The organism is Adhaeretor mobilis (assembly GCF_007741515.1).
Classification (GTDB): Bacteria; Planctomycetota; Planctomycetia; order Pirellulales; family Lacipirellulaceae; genus Adhaeretor; species Adhaeretor mobilis.
Genome location: NZ_CP036263.1, coordinates 1,913,275 through 1,933,831 on the forward strand (window position 1 = coordinate 1,913,275; position 20,557 = coordinate 1,933,831).

14 protein-coding genes are annotated in these 20,557 nt (G+C 55.2%); 12 read left to right on the forward strand and 2 right to left on the reverse strand.

The features are described from left to right. Positions 1 to 27: 27 nt before the first annotated feature. The 11 genes from HG15A2_RS07495 (at position 28) to HG15A2_RS07545 (ending at position 17,909) form a co-directional block, all read left to right on the forward strand. Positions 28 to 1,140, forward strand: coding sequence for a Gfo/Idh/MocA family protein (locus HG15A2_RS07495; protein WP_145063965.1), 1,113 nt, complete (start codon positions 28 to 30; stop codon positions 1,138 to 1,140). Between the two features lie 35 nt (positions 1,141 to 1,175). Then, a complete protein-coding gene (locus HG15A2_RS07500) occupies positions 1,176 to 2,003 on the forward strand; it encodes a 3-keto-disaccharide hydrolase (protein WP_145059330.1) in 828 nt (275 codons plus the stop codon). A gap of 158 nt (positions 2,004 to 2,161) precedes the next feature. Then, entirely contained in the window at positions 2,162 to 3,199 is a 1,038-nt protein-coding gene (locus HG15A2_RS07505; protein ID WP_145059332.1) for a sugar-binding protein, read from the forward strand. A gap of 15 nt (positions 3,200 to 3,214) precedes the next feature. Continuing rightward, entirely contained in the window at positions 3,215 to 4,765 is a 1,551-nt protein-coding gene (locus HG15A2_RS07510) for a sugar ABC transporter ATP-binding protein (protein ID WP_145059334.1), read from the forward strand. Positions 4,766 to 4,789: 24 nt separating this feature from the next. Then, positions 4,790 to 5,785: an ABC transporter permease gene (locus HG15A2_RS07515; protein WP_145059336.1), complete on the forward strand. Its 996-nt coding sequence runs from the start codon at positions 4,790 to 4,792 to the stop codon at positions 5,783 to 5,785. 173 nt (positions 5,786 to 5,958) lie between these two features. Continuing rightward, the gene (locus tag HG15A2_RS07520; RefSeq protein ID WP_145059338.1) at positions 5,959 to 9,138 is read left to right on the forward strand and encodes a DUF1553 domain-containing protein; all 3,180 of its coding nucleotides are present in this window, start codon (positions 5,959 to 5,961) and stop codon (positions 9,136 to 9,138) included. 29 nt (positions 9,139 to 9,167) lie between these two features. Further along, the gene (locus tag HG15A2_RS07525) at positions 9,168 to 10,601 is read left to right on the forward strand and encodes a DUF1501 domain-containing protein (protein WP_145059340.1); all 1,434 of its coding nucleotides are present in this window, start codon (positions 9,168 to 9,170) and stop codon (positions 10,599 to 10,601) included. 302 nt (positions 10,602 to 10,903) lie between these two features. Next, on the forward strand, positions 10,904 to 12,874 hold the full coding sequence (locus tag HG15A2_RS07530) for a redoxin domain-containing protein (RefSeq protein WP_218932394.1): 1,971 nt from the start codon (positions 10,904 to 10,906) through the stop codon (positions 12,872 to 12,874). Positions 12,875 to 13,372: 498 nt separating this feature from the next. Continuing rightward, positions 13,373 to 15,352: a response regulator gene (locus HG15A2_RS07535; protein ID WP_145059344.1), complete on the forward strand. Its 1,980-nt coding sequence runs from the start codon at positions 13,373 to 13,375 to the stop codon at positions 15,350 to 15,352. A gap of 48 nt (positions 15,353 to 15,400) precedes the next feature. Then, the gene (locus tag HG15A2_RS07540; protein ID WP_145059346.1) at positions 15,401 to 16,414 is read left to right on the forward strand and encodes a response regulator; all 1,014 of its coding nucleotides are present in this window, start codon (positions 15,401 to 15,403) and stop codon (positions 16,412 to 16,414) included. Between the two features lie 109 nt (positions 16,415 to 16,523). Then, complete coding sequence (locus HG15A2_RS07545) at positions 16,524 to 17,909, forward strand: diguanylate cyclase (RefSeq protein WP_145059348.1); 1,386 nt, start codon at positions 16,524 to 16,526, stop codon at positions 17,907 to 17,909. A 27-nt stretch (positions 17,910 to 17,936) separates the two neighbouring features. Here the strand turns inward: HG15A2_RS07545 and HG15A2_RS07550 are convergent, their stop codons facing one another. Together HG15A2_RS07550 and HG15A2_RS07555 are read right to left on the reverse strand one after the other, a co-directional pair. Beyond that, entirely contained in the window at positions 17,937 to 18,371 is a 435-nt protein-coding gene (locus HG15A2_RS07550) for a peptidylprolyl isomerase (RefSeq protein WP_145059350.1), read from the reverse strand. A gap of 159 nt (positions 18,372 to 18,530) precedes the next feature. Further along, positions 18,531 to 19,664: an LptF/LptG family permease gene (locus tag HG15A2_RS07555; protein WP_218932395.1), complete on the reverse strand. Its 1,134-nt coding sequence runs from the start codon at positions 19,662 to 19,664 to the stop codon at positions 18,531 to 18,533. A gap of 102 nt (positions 19,665 to 19,766) precedes the next feature. Between HG15A2_RS07555 and HG15A2_RS07560 the strand changes: the two genes are divergently transcribed. Continuing rightward, positions 19,767 to 20,552: a ComF family protein gene (locus tag HG15A2_RS07560; protein WP_145059354.1), complete on the forward strand. Its 786-nt coding sequence runs from the start codon at positions 19,767 to 19,769 to the stop codon at positions 20,550 to 20,552. The last annotated feature ends 5 nt before the right edge of the window (positions 20,553 to 20,557 follow it).

Sequence of the window (20,557 nt, forward strand, 5' to 3'; positions counted from 1 at the left end):
GCTGTGAGTCAACCGTTAAGAATTGGAATGATCGGCTACGGCTTCATGGGCCGGGTTCACACGAATGCTTACAAGCGGGTGAACGATTTCTTCCCAGAACTAAAGTACCGCCCCATTCTACAAGCCGTCTGCGGACGCGACGAAACGAAGGTGAAGGCGTTCGCCGAACAGTGGGGCTATGCATCTCATGAAACCGACTGGCAGCAGTTGGTTGCTCGCGAGGACATCGACGCCGTCGATATATGCGTCCCCAACAATTTGCATAAGGAAATTGCCATAGCAGTCGCCAAGGCGGGCAAGATGGTGCTGTGTGAAAAACCGCTTGCCATGGACGTGGCTGGAGGCGAGGAAATGTGTCAGGCGGTTGAGGACGCCGGCGTAGCAAACACCGTGTGGTACAACTACCGCCGGATCCCAGCCGTTTCACTTGCCAAACAGTTGGTCGACGAGGGTAAGCTGGGCCGCATCTATCATTACCGCTCCAACTTTCTGCAAGATTGGACCATCGCCACGGATGTGCCCCAGGGTGGTGCGGCAACGTGGCGACTTGACTCCGCGGCAGCCGGTTCGGGCGTTACGGGCGACTTGCTTGCGCATTGCATCGATACCGCAATCTGGCTCAATGGCTCGATCAAGGACGTGAGCGCCATGACCGAGACGTTCGTGAAAGAACGTATGCACGCGGAGACTAAGAAAGTTGAATCGGTGGGCATCGACGATGCGTGCGCCTTCATGTGCCACTTCGAGAATGGCTCGCTTGGTCTGTTTGAATCCACGCGTTACGCACGCGGGCACAAGGCGCTATACACCCTGGAAATCAATGGCGCGAATGCATCCATTCGCTGGGACCTCCACGATTTAAATCGGCTCGAGTATTTCGACCATGCCGACGATTCCAACGTACGGGGTTGGCGCTCGATTCACATTACTGAAGGCGAAATGCCCTACATGGACAAGTGGTGGGTCCCCGGCTTGTCGATTGGGTACGAACACAGTTTCATTCACCAAGTGGCCGATTTTCTTGCCAATCTGGAAAGCGGACAACCGACCAGCCCCACCTTCCGCGAAGCGCTGGAGACGCAAGCGGTTTGTGATGCCGTGCTCAAGTCGGGCAGTGAGCGCGCCTGGGTGAATCTGTAGGCGACAACCTCTCCTTGCTTCGAGGCAAAAAAGCGATGACAAACCGATTGCCAAACTGTTGTCCATTCCCAGGCGTCGGGCTCGCTGTGGCGATTTCTCTCCTGTTTCTTAATGCGCCGCTAATTGCGAAAGGGCAAGAGAGCGCCACGGCAACAGAGGAGAGGGCGGAAAAGCAGGCGGCAGAAAAGAAGCCGTCAGCTAAGAAAATTGAGCTGTTCAACGGCAAAGATCTAGCGGGTTGGGAAGGTGATCCCAAGCTTTGGTCGGTACAGGACGGGCAGATCGTGGGGAGCACGATCGGCACCAAGATTGAGAGTAACACGTTCCTTATCTATCAGGGCGGGGAGTTTGCTGACTTTCGCTTGCAGTTCAAGGCGCGCCTCGCAGGGGACAACAACTCGGGAGTGCAATATCGCAGTCAAGTGACCAACCCTAAGATGTGGGCTGTAGCCGGCTATCAAATGGACATCCATGCCAACCCACCTTATACCGCCATGCTCTTTGGCGAAGGCACCGGCCGGCACATTATCGCATTGCGCGGGCAGAAAATGGAAATCGAGGAGGAGAAAGTCGAGAGCCCACTGAAAGAGGGAGGGAAGCTCAAGCCGATTGACCTGGCAAAGTGGCATCAATACACCATAGAAGCCCGCGGTAATCGTCTCGTCCATAAGCTGGATGGCAAAGTGACGGTCGATGTAACGGACAATCACAAGAAAAAGTGCGACCGCGGTGTAATCGCCTTGCAAGTGCACCAAGGTAAGCCGATGACCGTGTGGTTCAAGGACATCTTGCTAGAACCCCTCGATGGATCCAGCCCATCGAGGGACAAGCCACCAGCGGAAAGTGAAGTTGCCGAAGATTAGGGCTAGCGAGGAGTAGCCGCGGTATAACAAGAGCTTCCCACTTGAGCCAGCGCCGTTGTCTCAGACTTGTTCCCACATAATTACCCGACTAGACTTGAGACTTCAGGGAGACTCTGCATGGGCTCTCAGTGAATTCTCTTCTCACAATAGGTTGCCCGATGAATCGGCTCCATAGTCTACTTCTTATCGTACTACTCGTCGCTCCGTTGGGTTGTTCTAAGAGCGGTCCCACCGCAAGTTCGGGCACCAGTGACAAAAGAGGCGATAAGCCTCATGTAGCCTACATTACCAATGGCGTTGCTTCGTTCTGGGTCATTGGCGAAGCAGGGGCCAAAGCGGCGGGCAAGGAAGTGGATGCCGAGGTCACCGTACTTATGCCTTCTGAGGGCTTGAGTGATCAGAAACGCATGGTCGAAGACATGATCACCAAAGGCGTCGATGGCATCGCAATTAGCCCGATTGATTCGGAAAATCAAAAGGGGCTTCTCAACAAAGCGGCCAAGTACACAAAGCTCATCACGCAGGACTCCGATGCCCCGGGGAGCGACCGTATCGCTTACATTGGCATGGACAACTATCTCGCCGGTCGAATGTGCGGCGAACTTCTTGAGATAGCTCTACCCGAGGGCGGCAAGGTGGCAATCTTCGCTGGCCGACTCGAGCAAGACAATGCCAAGCGCCGCCGGCAGGGACTGATCGATCAAATTCTCGGACGAAGCCAAGACGATTCACGCATCGATCCAACCGATGAGCGAATCAAAGAAGGGAAATGGGACATAGTGGGAACGTACACCGACCAATTCGATCGCGCCCAAGGCAAGGCCAATGCTGAGGATGCCATGTCGCGACACCCGGATCTCGCCGGCATGGTAGGGCTGTTTGCTTTCAATCCTCCGCTCATCTTGGAAGCGCTCAAGCAAGCCGATAAATTGGGTGAGATTAAAGTCGTGGGCTTCGACGAAGCGGACGAAACGCTGCAAGCTATCAAAGAAGGGCACATGTACGGCACCGTTGTGCAGAATCCGTTTGAGTACGGTCGGCAGTCGGTGCTGGTGCTTGCGGGGATAGTCCGCGGGAAATCGCTCGATGAGCTCGGCTTTGGCAAAAATAAATTCATGGACATCCCAGCTCGCAAAATTCGGCAAGACAACGTGGACGAATTTTGGACCGAGCTTAAGGCGAACTTGGGGCAATAGCTCTCCCTTATCTTCATGTCGACCATTGACGCCCCTGCTGCGCTCGCTTTGCCACTACTAGAGGTACGTGGCGTGACGAAACATTATTCGGGCGTGTGTGCTCTCAAGGACGTGGACCTGGACATTCGCGCTGGAGAAGTACACGCCGTCATAGGCGAGAACGGCGCCGGCAAGAGCACCCTCATGAAAATACTGGCAGGTGTGCAACTGCCGGACTCAGGGGGAGTGTTCCTCCACGGTGAGCCCGCTGTGATTGACTCCGTGCATACAGCACTGGAGTTGGGCATTTCGATGATTCATCAGGAGCTGAATCTTGCCGACAACTTGAATGTGGGTGCGAACATTTTCTTGGGACGCGAACCGCATCGACGGGTCTTCATCGACTTTGCAAGCATCAATCGACAATCGCAAGAGTATCTCGATTTGATCTCGCTCGACGTGTCGCCAAAGACTGTGGTTGATCAATTAACGATTGGCAAGCAGCAGATGGTCGAGATCGCCAAGGCGCTCTCAGCGACGGCGAAGATCCTGATCATGGACGAGCCCACTTCGAGCCTCACTCAGCACGAAGCGGAACAATTGTTCGCCGTTATCAAGCAGTTGCGCGATCAGCACGTGGCGATTATTTACATTTCGCATCGGCTAGGCGAGGTCAGCGAGCTTGCTGATCGAGTGACCGTGCTGCGTGATGGCGAAATTGCTGGCACTTTGCAGCGCAACGAGATCGATCACGACAGCATGGTGCAACTCATGGTGGGACGTGATATCTCGCAATTCTACGCACGCGAAGATCACGACATCGGCGCTCCACTCTTGGAAGTGACGAACCTGCGCACTACGACTTTCCCACAGCATGCGTTGCAGTTTTCGGTCGCAGCGGGAGAAATCGTGGGCTTGGCGGGGCTTGTCGGTGCAGGGCGCACTGAGGTCTTATGCGCGCTATTCGGCGTGACTCCAGCCAACTCGCTGGAAATCAAAGTTGCGGGGAAGCCAATCGCAATTACCAATCCACGCGATGCCATCGATGCTGGGTTGGCGCTGGTCCCTGAGGACCGCAAACAGCAGGGGCTGTTCCTGGACATGAGTATCCGTCAGAACATCGGCACGCCCGGGCTAGCGCGACACCAACGCCGCTTTGGTTTTCTAAACACAACACGCGAGCGAGAAGATTCCGCCCAGATGAGCGAAGAGATGCACATCAAGAGTACGGACGACCAGCAGCAGGCTCAATATCTGTCCGGTGGGAATCAACAGAAAGTTGTGCTCGGGAAATGGCTGGCTATGCAGCCGCGTGTGTTGTTGCTCGATGAGCCTACCCGCGGGGTGGACATTGGTGCGAAGCAGGAAATCTATCGCCTGATGGAAGAACTGGCGGAGCAGGGTGTTGCAATTCTGTTTGTGTCCAGTGAAATGGAAGAGGTGCTGAGCATGTCCGATCGGGTGCTCGTGATGCACGAGGGACAGATCACGGGGCAGCTTGCTCGCGACCAACTCACCGAGGAGGCCGTCATGCAACTTGCCACAGGAAGCTCACCGAGAGTCCCCGCAACCGTCCCCGCAAACTGAAACCCAATTCACTGAAAAACCACTGTGAAAAAGAACCTCGGAATTTTTGGCCTGCTAACTTTTGTGTGCGTGCTCACAGCTTTGTTTTCAGAAGGATTCCTCAGCGACTTCAACATTGAGAATCTTATCCGTCGCACGGCGCTGTTCGGAATCATTTCCATCGGTGTTGCGCTGGTCATTATAACTGCGGGGATTGACCTTTCGATTGGATCAGTCGTGTGTTTAGTTGGCTGTTTAGTGCCCTGGCTATTAGTCGACCAAGGCTGGGGCGTTCCCCTTACCTTGCTCGTGATTCTGCTGGTGTCATTGGGCATTGGCCTACTGCACGGGCTGCTGATTACGAAGTTAAAGCTCCAGCCGTTCGTCGTGACGTTATGCGGACTGCTCATTTATCGCGGTGTCACGCGCGGATTTCTAGACGATCAAACGACCGGTTTCAAAGGTCAATTCGACGGACTGCGACAGATTGCTCTCGGCGTGATCCCCTTGCCCGGCACCGAGATCGGCATTCCGGTGCCGTGTCTTATTCTGTTGGTCGTCGCAATCGGCGCGGCCGTGTTTCTCAATTTGACGATCTATGGGCGGTACTTGTTGGCATTGGGACGCAATGAAGAAGCGGCCCGTTACAGCGGCATCAATACCGATCGCATGATCATCCTCGCCTACGTTCTTTGCTCGCTGCTGGCCGGGTTGGGCGGCCTGTTGTTTGTCTGCGATGTAGGCTCCGCTCAACCGGTCGACTTCGGGAATTTCTACGAACTGTATGCGATCGCTGCCGCGGTGCTCGGTGGGTGCAGCTTGCGCGGGGGGGAAGGATCCATACTTGGGGTCATTCTCGGCACGGCGGTGATGCGGGTGCTCAAGAACTCGATCACCATGATCGATCAGATTCCTAATAAGATTGAATTCGCCGTCATTGGGCTGGTCATTCTTGGCGGGGTTGCTGTTGACGAGCTTCTCAAACGCTATGCCGCACGGCGGCGTGTTATCGTACAGGCCCGAGCGGACACGGTTCCATAGTTTTTTGCGAATAGCCCTGACAATCCCCGGCGAATTCTGAAGTACACCCCAAAGACGCTCGGTAGCTTTGTGCTTATAATGTTAGCGTGCCACTGCAAGGAGGGGAGAAGGGCCCTGCTGCAAATTAGTAGACCCCCTGGTTTCATATGCGTTCTTAGACTCTTGGGACGATCATGTTTCGACAGAATTCAATTGCAGCCTTATTGCTTGCGACGGTTTGGGTATCATTCGCCGCTGCGGAAACTCTCGAATACAATCGTGACGTTCGACCGATCCTCACGGAGAATTGCTTCGCGTGCCATGGTGTTGATAGCGCATCACGAGAGGCAGACCTCAGACTCGATCAGCGAGAGGCGGCGCTGGAGTACGGCGCGATTGCACCGGGCGACTCCGCGGAGAGTGAGCTGATCGCACGCATCTTCACCGACGATCCCGATCTCCTGATGCCACCTCGAGAAACGAAGAAGCAACTTACTCCCAAACAAAAACAACTGCTCAAACAGTGGATCGATTCCGGAGCAGAGTATGAGGCACACTGGGGCTACATCCCGCCGAGGAGTGTCGTGCCGCCAGCGGTCGAGCACCAGTCGAGAGTGAAGAACGCTATCGACAGTTTGGTGCTTTCGCGTTTGGAAAAGGAAGGTTTAGCACCAGCCCCCGAAGCAAACCCGCGAACCCTGTTTCGTCGTTTGCATTTGGACATCATCGGCCTACCACCCAAGCCGGCAGACGTGCAGAAGTTTGTGGCCGACTACCAAGCACGCCATGACGGAGCGCTCTCCGAGTGGATAGACCGACTCATGGAGATGCCTGCCTGGGGAGAGCATCGTGCGCGCTATTGGCTTGACGCAGCCCGCTATGCCGATACGCATGGTCTGCACTTCGACAACTACCGCGAGATGTGGCCCTATCGCGATTGGGTCATTCGCTCGTTCAATGCGAATCAGCCGTTCGACCAATTTGCCGTCGAGCAATTGGCGGGCGACCTGCTTCCTAATCCGGATACCGATCAGCTAATCGCTACTGGTTTCCAACGCTGTAATATCACTACAAACGAAGGAGGCACCATCGCCGAGGAGAACCTCGCTCTCTATGCGGCTGATCGCGTGCAGACGTTCGGTTGGGTATTCCTTGGTCTCACAACTAACTGTGCCCAATGCCACGATCACAAGTTCGATCCGTTTTCCACCAAGGAGTATTACTCTCTGGCTGCCTTCTTCCGCAACACCAAGTCGCCCGCATTGGATGGCAATGTGAAGGGTGGCAAAGGGCCAACACTCACGGTTCCTAGCGAAGTAGATCGCCCCCGTTGGAATGCCTTGCCGGGTGAGATTGCGGCAGCGAAGCAGCACCAAAAACAGCGGGCCGAACACTCCGAGGGCGACTTTCAGAAATGGCTGGCCAACGCTACACCTGACTCGGTTGGGAATATTCCGAGCGACGGTCTAGCGGTCCAGGTGCCGCTGGATGAAGGCAGCGGCACGGAAGTGCGCGTCGACGCTTCTACTGTTTCGAAAGTAAAGTTCAGTGGTCCCGTCGAATGGCATGACGATGGTGCTCTGGGACCGGCTCCAGTATTCCGCACGGGCTCGACACTCAACGTGGGGAACTATGGCGACTTCGAGAAAAACCAAGCATTCAGCTACGGTGCCTGGGTCAAGACGACCAAGCAAGGGGGCAATGTGGGAGCGACGGGTGCCATTCTTGCTCGCATGGATCAGGACAAGGACCACCGTGGCTGGGACTTGTGGCATAGCGGCAATGTCATCTCTGTGCATCTCATCGATTCTTGGGATAAGAATGCCATCAAAGTATCGACCGCGCAGAATGTTATCGAACCTACGAAGTGGCAGCATTTCTTCGTGACTTACGACGGCTCGGCGAAGGCTGCTGGCATTAAGATTTATGTCGATGGTCAGCCCACAGGAATGAAAGTGGAAAGAGATTCTCTGACGAATGATGCCACTCTCCACACGGATGTCCCACTGTTCATTGGCAAACGTAGCAAAGGCCAAGTGTTCGATTCAGGCATGGTTCAAGATGTGCGGATCTACGATCGCCAACTCGCCCCCGAGGAAGTTCGCTCTCTTGCCAAGAGCACCGTTGTGGGAGCGTTATTGGCAAAATCACTCGAGGAGCGAAGTAAGGAAGAAACGGCAGTCCTTCAAGGCTACTATCTCGCTGAGCAAGATCCCCAGTACCAAGCGATTGCTAAGCAGCTCGGACAGCTTGAGGCTGAAAAGAAAACCATTGAGGGGCGATCCCCAATCACGCATATCCAAAAAGAGAAGCCAAATTCCCAGCCGGTGGCGCACGTACTCATGCGCGGTGCGTACGACCAATTAGGGGAAGAAGTCACTGCGGCTATTCCTGCATCGCTCCACCCCTTTCCAGCAGATGCGCCACTGAATCGTATGGGCTTGGCGCAGTGGGTGGTCGATCCGAGCAATCCTTTGACGGCTCGTGTAACCGTCAACCGCTTCTGGCTGGAAGTGTTCGGCCAAGGCATTGTAAGCACGCCGGAGGACTTTGGCGTTTCTGGCGCGCTACCGAGCAATCAAAAGCTGCTCGATTGGTTAGCAATAGACTTCATCGACTCCGGTTGGGATGTGAAACGCTTTTTCAAGCAGATTTTCATGAGTGCCACTTACCGTCAAGCGGCTGCGACCACGCCTGAGAAGCTGGAGCAAGACCCCGACAACGGGATGCTCTCAAGAGGACCCCGCTTTCGCATGGATGGCGAAGTGATTCGGGATAGTGCTCTCTCCGTGAGTGGGTTGCTTTCCCCCCGCATGTACGGGCCGGGCACTAGGCCCTATCAGCCCGGGAATATCTGGGAGATCATGGGTCTGCCCGGCGGTGACACGCGGAACTACACCCAGGACCAGGGCGAGGGACTTTATCGTCGTACGATCTACAACTTCTGGAAGCGCATGGCCCCATCGCCGAATATGGAGGCCTTCAACGCACCCAGTCGCGAGGTTTGCACGGTGCAACGCGAGCGTACCAATACACCGCTCCAGGCGCTGGTGACTCTTAATGACCCGCAATTCGTAGAGGCCGCGCGCCACCTCGCACTTCATGCCCTAGAGACAGGTAAAGGCGACGACGGAGCGTTGACTTATATAACGCAGCGAGTCCTTGCCCGTAGGTGCACGGAAGACGAACGCTCGATCCTCCTCGGCTCCAAAGAAGACTATCTGCGCCACTATGAGAATAGCCCCGCGGATGCGAAGAAGCTGATCGAAGTGGGCGATTCGCCGACGTCCGAACGGTTTGATGCACCGACTCTAGCCGCTTGGACGATGGTTTGTAGTCAGGTCATGAATCTAGATGAAGCTCTCAACAAGTAGCTTGGCATGTAGCGAATAGTAGGCGAATCATGAACGACCATTTCACTCGACGGCAATTCCTGGCAAGCGGCAAGCACCTGCTAGGTGGGGCCGCTCTCGCCATGTTGCGTGGCGATTCTGCGTACGCCTCTACCGGTGGTGGGCTGCCGCTTGAGACGCACTTCTTGCCGCGAGCGAAGCAGGTGATCTATCTACACATGGTCGGCGGGCCCTCGCAGATGGATTTGTTCGACTACAAGCCCGGCTTGGTCGACTACTACGATCAAGACTTGCCCGATTCAATTCGCAAAGGTCAACGACTCACAACGATGACGAGCGGGCAAGCTCGGTTCCCGATCGCTCCCTCGAAGTACCAGTTCAAGCAAGCCGGTAAGTGCGGCATGTGGCTCAATCAAGAAATGCTGCCGTGGCTTGCGAAAAAGGCGGACGACATCTGCTGGATTCGGAGTCTCCATACCGAGGCCATCAATCACGAGCCGGCCATCGCCGCCATGCAAACCGGCAATCAAGTAGCCGGTCGCCCGTGCTTGGGCGCATGGGCGTCTTATGGCTTGGGAGCAATCAACGAAAACTTACCGGCTTTTGTCGTGCTGGTGGCCATCCCCAGCAATCGGGAGCAGGAGCAGGCGATTTCGTCACGGCTGTGGAGCGCCGGATACCTTTCCGGCGAGCATGCCGGCGTTTCATTCCGTAGCCAGGGCGACCCGATTCTCTACATCAACGATCCACCGGGAGTGCCCAGAGAGCTTCGTCGTCGCTCGATCGACGGGATCAATGCGCTCAACCAAATCAACTACCACAACCTGGGCGACCCGCGCACACACACACGCATGCAGCAATACGAAATGGCTTTTCGCATGCAGGCAAGTGTCCCAGAGTTGACCGACTTGAGCAGCGAGTCCGATCACACATTCGAGATGTATGGCGGAGAGGCGAAGAAGCCCGGTACCTTTGCCAACTCCGTACTCATGGCGCGCCGCCTCACAGAACGAGGCGTGCGTTTCGTACAGATTTACCACAATAATTGGGACCACCACTCGAACGTTGGCGGCCGTCTACCCGATCAGTGCAAAGACGTCGACAAGCCTTGCTATGCACTGCTGGAAGACTTAGAGCAACGCGGCATGCTGGATGAGACGCTTGTGATTTGGGGCGGCGAGTTTGGCCGTACCATTTATTCGCAGGGGCAGCTTTCACCCACCAATTACGGGCGCGATCATCACCCGCGTTGCTTCAGCATGTGGATGGCTGGGGGTGGTGCGAAGGGGGGCACGATTTATGGAGAGACAGATGATTTCTCCTACAATATCGTAAAAGACCCGGTCCACATTCGCGACTTCCACGCCACGATCTTACAATTGATGGGATTCGACCACGAGCGATTCACCTATCGTTACCAGGGATTGGATCAAAAGCTCACTGGCGTGGTCCCCGCGCACGTAATTCCAGAATTGATTGCCTGATGCAGTTGAGCCATCGCTAGGAGGGCACTTCCCCCCTTTCTGAGATGCTCGCATAGCCAGTTGGTGGCACGGCTACTTCTTACGGCTTCTGAGCCTCCCAATCGCAAGCGATTGGCTAGGTTGTGGCAAGTTGATGGTACGTGTTTTTTCTTTCATCCGGCTTCCCGCTCTTCACTTCTTCTCGAAACTGCTATGATTGGAACACTGCTCTGATGGCAGAAAAAGTGGGCGTTAGCCAGCCGGGGCTAGGCAGAAAAGGCCGACGAGAGCCCAGCATGTCTCAATCGTTTGAGGAGAATCCTATGAGGTTCCTAGTTTCAACGGTACTCGTTTTTTCATTCGGGTTTGCTTTAGTCGCACCTTGTGAAGCCGCTGAGAAGCAGATTGCCACGCCCGAACAGATCGAGTCATTCACTCTAAAAGACTTCCGTGGGAGAGCTCACAGTTTGAGTGAAATAGAAGAGCAGCTGGTGGTCGTTGCCTATTTGGGGACCGAGTGCCCACTCGCTAAACTTTATGGTCCGCGCTTGGTCGAGTTGCGGAAGAAGTACGCATCGCGTGGCGTGTCGTTTCTTGCGATCAACGCTAATCTTCAGGATTCGATTACCGAGCTTGCTGCCTATGCGCGCATTCACCAGATTGATTTTCCAATACTCAAAGATGTGGGCAATCAAGTGGCCGACTTGATGCAGGCCGAACGCACACCGCAGGTATTTGTGCTGGACCAAGATCGCAAGATTCGATACAGCGGTCGTATCGACGACCAATATGGTGTTGGCTACGTGCGAGACGCACCGGAACGGCAAGATCTTGCCATAGCCCTCGACGAACTGCTGGCCGGCAAATCGGTTTCAACGCCAAAGACAACTGCCGTAGGATGTAAAATCGGACGACAGCGCGAGCCAGTGGCCGACGCGGAAATCACTTACTCCAATCGCATTGCTCACATTTTTCAGAATCGCTGTGTCGAATGCCATCGCGAGGGAGACATCGCGCCATTCGCACTAGAAGATTATGATGAAGTTGCTGGCTGGGCGGAAATGATCGAGGAAGTGGTGCGCGAGCAACGTATGCCCCCCTGGCACGCAGATCCGGCTCATGGTGATTTCACGAACGATCGTCACCTCTCCGACGAGGAGCGACAAGCCATCTACCAATGGGTTGAAGATGGCGCGCCGCAAGGCGATCCGGACGATCTCCCAGAGCCGCGAGAGTTTGTCACGGGTTGGCAGTTGCCACAATCCCCCGATGCCGTCTACACGATCCAGAAAGAACCTTTCCGGGTTCGGGCTGAAGGTGAAGTGAAATACCAGTGGTTCCAAGCGAACCTAGACTTCGATGAGGATAAATGGGTATCGGGGGTCGAAATTCTTCCCGGAAATCGAGCAGTGGTCCATCACATTTTGGCTTTCGTGCTCCCGCCGGGCGATCTCCGCACATCGGGCGCTGGTAGAGGGTTTTTTGCGGGCTACGTGCCAGGCCTCAGGGCGAAGATGCTCCCAGCTGGCACCGCAAAATTGTTGCCCGCGGGATCGAAGCTGATCTTCCAGGTTCACTACACGCCCATCGGCTCGGTGCAATTCGATCAAAGCAAGATCGGTTTGGTCTTTATCGATCGCAAGGATGTGACTCGTCGGGCAATCTCTTCGAGTGCAATTACCAACCGATTCGCGATACCTCCAGGAGATAGCAACTACCGCGTGGAGGCTGGCTCGCGCAGCGTTCCATGGGATGCCGAACTGCTCTCGATGTCGCCTCACTTGCATCTTCGCGGCAAATCGTTCCGCTACGAGGCGATCTTACCGGATGGTAGCAAGCAGGTTTTGCTGAACGTGCCCCACTACGATTTCAACTGGCAGACTGAGTACCGTCTGTCTCAGGGAATTCCCATGCCTAAAGGATCTCGAATCCATGCTGTGGCGCATTACGACAACTCCACGGCCAATCTAAGCAATCCCAATCCGGATGTCACCGTGCGCTGGGGGGACCAAAGTTGGGACGAAATGATGATCGGCTACTTCCTGATTTCTGTGCCCGTGGACGCGCCTGTCGCACTCCCTGAGTCAGAACTTCGTTTGCCCAGCGCGACGGCGAAGAAACGCGTCAGCCGAATCTTCCTCCGCACGGATAAGAACGGAGACGGCGAGATTTCACTCGAAGAAGCTCCCACGGTGCTTAAGAAGGGGTTCGCTCAGGCAGACAAGGACAACAGCGGTGGTGTGTCTCCTGATGAATTTCGCGCTGCCTTGGACCGCTACAGGCTTGGGCGCTGAGTTGCCTCGCAAGGATGACTCAATGTCGCTGCGGGGACAGTGGTAGCCTCGCAGGATCTCTACCCTAGTAGCTGCGCGACGCAACAACCGTTGCGTTCCTTGGACGGTTCTTCCCCCCCTCGCTGAAGTTTCTGCAAAAAGTAGGGGATGGCATCTCTTCCGCTCGTAACGGTTATTCCACTTCGCAAGCTCTCAGACACCTCCGCCTGAGCAGTGGGTTCTCCTATTATTGGCTTGTCCCTCGTGAAAAGACTGTTTTTTGCTCTTTATGAGCTACGTTTGCCAGAAGAGCGAATCGACTCCCAGCCCGCCTTGAAGATTCGCTAGGCCACACGGAATGCCGTTTCGGAGGCAATTGCGATGCCCTGTTCCTCAATGAGAGGAACACTGATGCGCAACCGTTCCAGCGACCAGTCACTGCTAGCCTTTCTGGGCTGGCCGTGTTCACTACGCGTCGCACGGTTGTAACCCCCAAACCCAACGCTCAAGGCAATTGAGATGATAACTACTGAAACGCGGATCCTGCTAATCGATGACGATACAGGCGATGCCTTTATCACTCGTGAGTCGCTATCACGGATCGGAGGTCGTCACTACGATATCGATCATGCCGCCAGCATGCGCCAAGCAAAATCACGGTTGGGCAGCTTCGAGTACGACGTGATTCTGCTGGATCTCAATCTGCCCGAGTCTTCCGGCCCGGATACACTTCGCCGATTGTGCGAGTTAACGGTCTCCAAGACTCCTGTGATAGTGCTCACCGGGCTCGATGATGAGGAAGCTGCCTTGCAGATGCTGGCCGAAGGCGCTGCCGACTTTATCTGCAAGAGTGATATTCGAGCTGAGACGCTATCACGTTCGATTCAGTACACGATGCGTCGCCAACAACTACTGGTAGAGTTGCAGTCGGCCAACACGATGCTGAGCGAAAAAAACCGCCGATTGAATCAGCTCTATAAGACGGCCCAACAGTTTGTGGACAATGTGTCGCATGAGTTCCGCACACCACTAACGGTGATTCGCGAGTTTACCTCCATCGTTCGCGATGGACTGGATGGACCCGTCACGGAGCGTCAGGCGGAGCACTTGGAGAAAGTGATTTACCGCACGGACGATCTTTCGCTGATGGTCGATGACATGCTCGACATCAGCAAACTGGAAGCTGGCCTATTGGCCGTGTGGCGACGCCCTTGCGCTGTGGAAGAGCTGGTTCGTAATGTCGAAGGAATCATTGCCAGTCGGGCGAAAGCGCGTGGCATCGAGTTCACCATAGACATTCCTGCTGACTTGCCGGAAGCGTTCTGTGACGAAGAAAAGGCCCGTCGTGTGTTGATCAACCTAGCGATCAATGCCATTAAATTTACACCCTCGAGCGGATCGGTGAAGATCTGGGCGAAGAGCAATGCCGATCAGGCAGAGATCGTGCTCGGTGTTACTGACACGGGTTCTGGTATCAGTCAAGAAAATCTCAGCAGCATCTTTGGCCGTTTCCGACAGGTCGACTCGGGTATTCACTCCAGCACCAAAGGCTTTGGCCTCGGTTTGAGCATTGCCCGCGAGCTAGTCTATTTGAATCTGGGCGAAATGGATGTGCAGAGTCAGATTGGGATAGGCAGTACTTTCACTTTTACGCTGCCGACGAATGATCTTGCGGCGATTGTTGACCGCTATCTGGAAAGGATTGAATCGAAACGCACTGAAGGCACTTCGATCGCCCTGGTGCGTGCTCGCGCTGAAGGAGTCATGGCCAAGCAGTCCGAAGCGGTTGTTGATGAATTCCTGCAGCGTGCCGTCTGCGGTGGCGACCTTGCTGTGCGGTCAACAGATCAGCAGTGGCTGATCGCCAAGGAAAGCACCGAGAGTGAACTCAAGGATACGCTCGCAAAAATCGAGGGTGACTGGAGTGCATTTAAGCGCAATTGTCCAGGGGTCGAACTCCCTGGCATTCGTTTTGAACTTGATCGGGTTCTGCCAATGCCTGAATGCCATTTCGAACTTCGCCAGGCGGCACTCAACGGACTCAATACCGAACGACATCAGGAGACGAGTGAACCGACGAGCGATCACCGTACCGTTTTAGTGGTTGACGACAACGAAGACGTTAGCCGCTGCTTAAGCCTACGTTTGGAAGCCGCTGGCTACGAGGTTACAGCCGCCTACGACGGAGAGGCTGGGTACAACGCAGCCGTTGCGAATCGCCCCGACGCGGTCGTGCTGGACGTATGCATGCCCAAAAAGGATGGCCTCACCGTGTTGCGAGAGCTGCGCCAGAACCCGCTCACTAAAAACACGCCCATCGTCATGCTCTCAGCGAGTATCCGCGACCAGCATGGTGCCTTAGAGAGCGGCGCCAACTTCTTTGTACAGAAGCCCTACGAGTCCCATGAAGTGCTGTCCGCCATTAAGTCATCAATGGATCAGCAGTCCCAAGCAAAAGCAACTGAAACAGAAGAGCTTCTACTAGAGTGCGTTTCCTGAGCTACCTTCTTATTAAGGCCCCTGCACTAGCGATCAAAGAGTGTTCCCATGTTAGAAAACAAAAAAATACTTCTCGTCGACGATGACGATGATGCCCTGCAAGCAATTGGCGCTCGCTGCCGTAGCGTTGGTATGCAAGTGTTTACCGCTCGCAACCTCTTAACTGCTCTGGGTCAGGTCGAGAAGCAGCGTCCCGATGTCGTTTGCGTCGATGTGCAAATGCCCACCGGCAACGGTATTGGCTTTTGTGAGATGCTTGCAAACGATCATTCCACGGCTCATATTCCGCGAATTCTGATCACCGGCAATGCCACAGCCGAAACTCAAGACTCCGCACGCCGTTTGAACGCACCACTGATTCCTAAGTCGATGAATGTGTGGGAAACCTTGTTGCCATTGTTACAGCAGGTAGCTGGGGATTCGCCGCAGACTACATCCAAGGCACAATCGCCCAAAGCCAATTTACCCAAAGTCGACTTGGCAGCGACTCGCATTGTTCTCCCACTTCCGTTGGCACCAAAACAGAGTGACGCCGAGCCTGAAGTCGCTAGTGCAGCAACGATTGAAGCAGATCAAGAGCTTCTGCTAGACAGCGTGTTCGCCATGCTTGGTTCTGAGTTAGGTGAGGATGAGGCCGAGTTTCAGACCTACGACTCTGGGCAAGAAGAAACGCCACCTTGGGTACTTTGCATCGACGACGATGCCGACTTTACCGACGCACTGCGGTGCCGACTGGAATCGCACGGCGTTGCCGTCGTGCGGGCCTTCGATGGCATGGAAGGGTATCGCACAGCGTTTGCTCAACCTGCTCGGGCCATTATTCTTGATTTCGAGATGCCCAACGGTCACGGCGACTATGTGTTGAGACGTTTGAAAGAGAATCCGGTCACAGCCGATATTCCCGTTGTCATGCTGACCGGGAACAAAGATCGCAACATTCAGCGACGCCTCATGGCGTTGGGTGCGGTGGCCTACTTCAACAAGCCGGTTCGCTTCGATCAACTGCGTGGCGAGTTGTCTAATTACATTGAAATCCTTGATACACCGCTAGTGAGCGATTGAGTGTGTGGTGGGCCAAGGATAGAAGTCCAGCTTTCTCAGAATCGCAATACTCCATGATTCGCAACTCTGGAAGAGATTAGCACGCTCCCAGGTCGTGTGAACAATCAATTTGAACTCAGAACACGCCATCACTGTCTTGGTTGTTGAAGACGACTCAGTCGATATGCAATCGGTTGAGCGCGCGCTTGACGGCTCGGCGATGGCATTTCGTATTAAGCAGACTAAAACCCTTTCGCTGGCCGTGAAGTGTCTACGGGAGGCGAGCTTCGATGTTGTCCTACTCGACTTAGGTTTGCCAGACGGCCAAGGTCTCAGCAATCTCGCGGCCATTCAGGAAGCAGACCCGAAGGCACCAGTCGTAATACTCTCTGGCCTTGTCGATGACAATATTGCTCTTGAAGCTGTCAAGGCAGGGGCTCAGGACTATCTCTCGAAGGCCGAGCTATCAACCGAGTCGGCGGTCAAAGCGATCTCTTACTCCATCGAGAGAAAACTCACCGAGACACGTCTCCGAGAAGGTGTGTCTGAGCTCAAGCATGCCGCCCAAGTCGATCCATTGACCGGGTTATTGAATCGCCGCGCATTCCTGCAACACCTGCAACGGATTCAGCAGCGCAGAGTCTCTGATAGCTATGCGGTAAGTTGCGCGATGCTGGACATTGACTTCTTCAAGCACGTCAACGATACCTACGGCCATCCGGCAGGCGACGAAGCCTTGCGCTCCGTAGCGAGCTTGCTACTGCATGAGTCGCGAGCCGGTGACCTTGTGTGCCGCTTTGGCGGCGAAGAGTTTTGTGTTGTGCTCGTAGATACCGACGAACGCGCCGCCTTCGGCTGGGCGGACCGAGTACGTTCTTCATTGCAAAATCGGGTCATTCGCACCGAACGGCAAGACTTACAACTCACTGCTAGCCTTGGTGTCGCTCAAGCTTCCAGCGAATTGAAATTGCTAGAAGGTCTTATCGACCAAGCAGACCAGGCGCTCCTCGCCTCAAAGCAGAGCGGACGGAATCGCGTTACCGCGTTCTCTTCCCTACGCGACGAGCAGACAGCGCAACAGGTGATCGATGGGGAGTCGTTGGATAACCCGAAAATGACGCTAGCCGATTTGTCATTTCCACCGATTCGTTGCTTGTTATTGAGCGATGAAATCGCCGATGCTGCCAATGAACTACTCGATCAACGCATGCAAGCGCTGCCCGTTGTTGATGACGCCGGGCGATTTGTGGGCGTCGTAACGGAGAAAGAGTTGCTGCAAGCCATTCCTGGTGACGGCGCTTGGTGCGGCACCGTCGAGGAGATTGTGGAACGCACTGCGATGGCATTTCCTAGCGACGGCACCGTGGACCTGGTGCGCGAGTTCATGACGCGCACTCAAACAGCCCAGGTAGTTGTCGTGGAAGACCGTCGCCCCCTAGGTGTGCTCCATCGCGCAGACTTGCTGCGACTGCAACAGCAAACCAGTAATGCTGTGCCGGAGCAACTTCTTTTATAATCCCCCCGCAGTTTCTCGGCAGCACTTTTACTCGTCAGAAATGACGAGCGTCTCAATCTTGTCGCCTTGTTCGATCGCATTGACGACTTCTTGACCATCGCCCAGCACTTTGCCAAACACGGTATGTTTGCCGTCTAGCCAAGGCGTGGGCACATGCGTGATGAAAAACTGCGACCCGTTAGTGTTGGGGCCGGAGTTAGCCATGGAAAGGACCCCCGGTGCGTCGTGCTTCAACTCGGGGACAAATTCGTCCTCGAAGGAGTACCCAGGTCCTCCGGTACCGGTGCCTTGTGGGCAACCACCTTGAACCATGAAGTCCTCGATGACGCGATGAAAATTCAAACCGTCATAGAACCCGTCATTGGCCAGCTTTTCGAAGTTCGCCACGGTCTTGGGGGTTTGCTCGGCGAAAAGTTCGAGGCGGATCTCACCCTTGTTGGTGGTGAACGTGGCGGTCTTCATAGCGGGCTCCAAAAGGACGGGGCAATTTGCATGGCGGTAATCACACAACATCGCAAGCCAAGCCCTGTAGTTCAACCCCCGCAACCGAAAACCACTGGCCGGAACGCTTCCGCGCCCCGGTTTTCAGCGTGCCAGGTGGTGGCTTCTCCGGTTTTCGGTTTAAGTTCGCAACGTCTGGCTCATCGCAGCAGCGACAGGGATGAAAACCAACAGCGGTGCCCAAGCGGCCAGCGCCGGGCGAACCATGCCGAGATCGCCGAGCGAGCGGCAGGCGATGGTCGCCAGAAAGAACAGCGTGGCAACGACCAGGCAGATGCCAATCGAGAGGAACACGTTGCGATTGCGTCGGGAGAACATCAACGGTAGCCCGAGCATGAGTAAGGTGCCATCCAGCAACGGTTGCACGGCTCGTGAATGGACGGCTACTTGCACGTCCGGGCCCAGGTCGGTGCTGGGATGACTCAGCTCCGCGATGAGTTCAGTAGTCGAGGAATAATTCCGCCACGTTGATCCGTTAGCTAGCATCGTGAATGACAGTTCGGAAGCGACAAATAGCTCGTCTTCTTTCAACCAAGAAGCATCGCGCGGGGTGACGATGATAGGCTTTTCCTCTAGGTACAACGACGCCTTCTCAGCAATGTGTTTGGGAGTGGAGACGTTTCTCAGGAAGTATCCTGATGGCCGCGTACCCTCAGCAGGGGCGTAGACTGCACTCTCTGCAACGAGGCGGCGTCCGTATTTGGCGAGATCTCCTTCGAGAATGAACGTGGGCCGCAAGATTCGCTGCTCAGCGACCACGACTTTCTCGCCACCAATCAAGATGTCCGTTTGGCTATCGAAACGGGCTTCCAAGGAACGAGCACTCACGCCGCCCAAGTCCTTACTGTCGCGAGTGAGCTGATCGCGGACCTGCGGAATCACCCATTCTCGGTTCGCGGCGGCGCACAGGCTCACTACTCCTACGGAGACGATCAGTGGACGTAGTATCCGAAACTTCGAGATCCCTGCCGCCAACATGGCAGTCATTTCATGGTGCCGTTGCAGCCAAGTGACCGTAAACATCGCGGCAATCATGGCCAAGATGCCGCTGGTGCGATCAAAGAAGTCGAGACTTCGATACGCATAATACTCAGCAACGATAGCAATCAGGCTGCCATGTTCTTTGGCATGCGAGGAGAAGTGATCGAGATGCCCAAAGGCGTCTATCACAATGTAGAGCCCGGTGAGGCTCAAGAAGCAGATCGCAAAGATTTGTACGAACTGCCGCAGAAGATAGCGAGTGAGGATAAACATACTCGTCGAAGAGTACCTATCGGCCCCAGCGAAGGAAACGGCATTTTGGCGCAGGTATTTCAATCGAGTAGAATCTAAACTGCTAGCACCCCCCCCCGCCGAATGCCACCAATTTCCTCCATCGTCGATTGTCTCCCAGCTTGGCTGCAAGATTTGCGCGGTCGTGCGCTCGACTTGGTGTTCCCGCCGACCTGTCTCGCCTGCGAAGCCGATCTTTCGAACGTCACTTGGCAGCAGCTGGGTGGCATGTTTTGTGAGTCCTGTCGAGAGTCGCTCATTCTGCTGGAGGAACCGATCTGCCCGCGATGCGCATCGCGCGTGCCTGAGGTACATGGAGTGCGGCTCGATTGCGGCGTTTGCCAAAAGCAGGCATTGCGAATAGACCGAACAGTTGCCGTTGGGCCCTACGACGGCTTATTGCGAGATCTCATCCTGCGGATGAAGACCGACACGCGACGATTGCTGGCTCACAATTTAGTCGATCTTGCCTGGCGGGCATGTGGGGCACAACTTCGTGATTTAAAGGTCGATGCGATTGCCACGGTGCCGACCCATCCCCTGAGGCAGCTTCAGCGCGGGGTGAGTGTCCCGCATGCCCTAGCGGGAGCTCTGGCCAGAAAGCTGAAAGTCCCAGTTGCCTCGCGGCTGCTGAAACGTAAGAGCAATACACCGGCCCAGGCGGGATTGAGCCGGCCGGCAAGGATCAAGAATGTTCGCGGCGAAATCCTTGTGCGGCAGGGTCACGTCGGAAGCCTGGGGCACGTTTTGCTCGTAGACGACGTCCTTACTACAGGCGCCACGGCAGACGAAACGGCCCGAGTTTTGAAACGGGCAGGGATCGGCAAGGTTTCGGCGTTCGTTATGGGCCGCACACTCGACATGGGTTGAGGGAT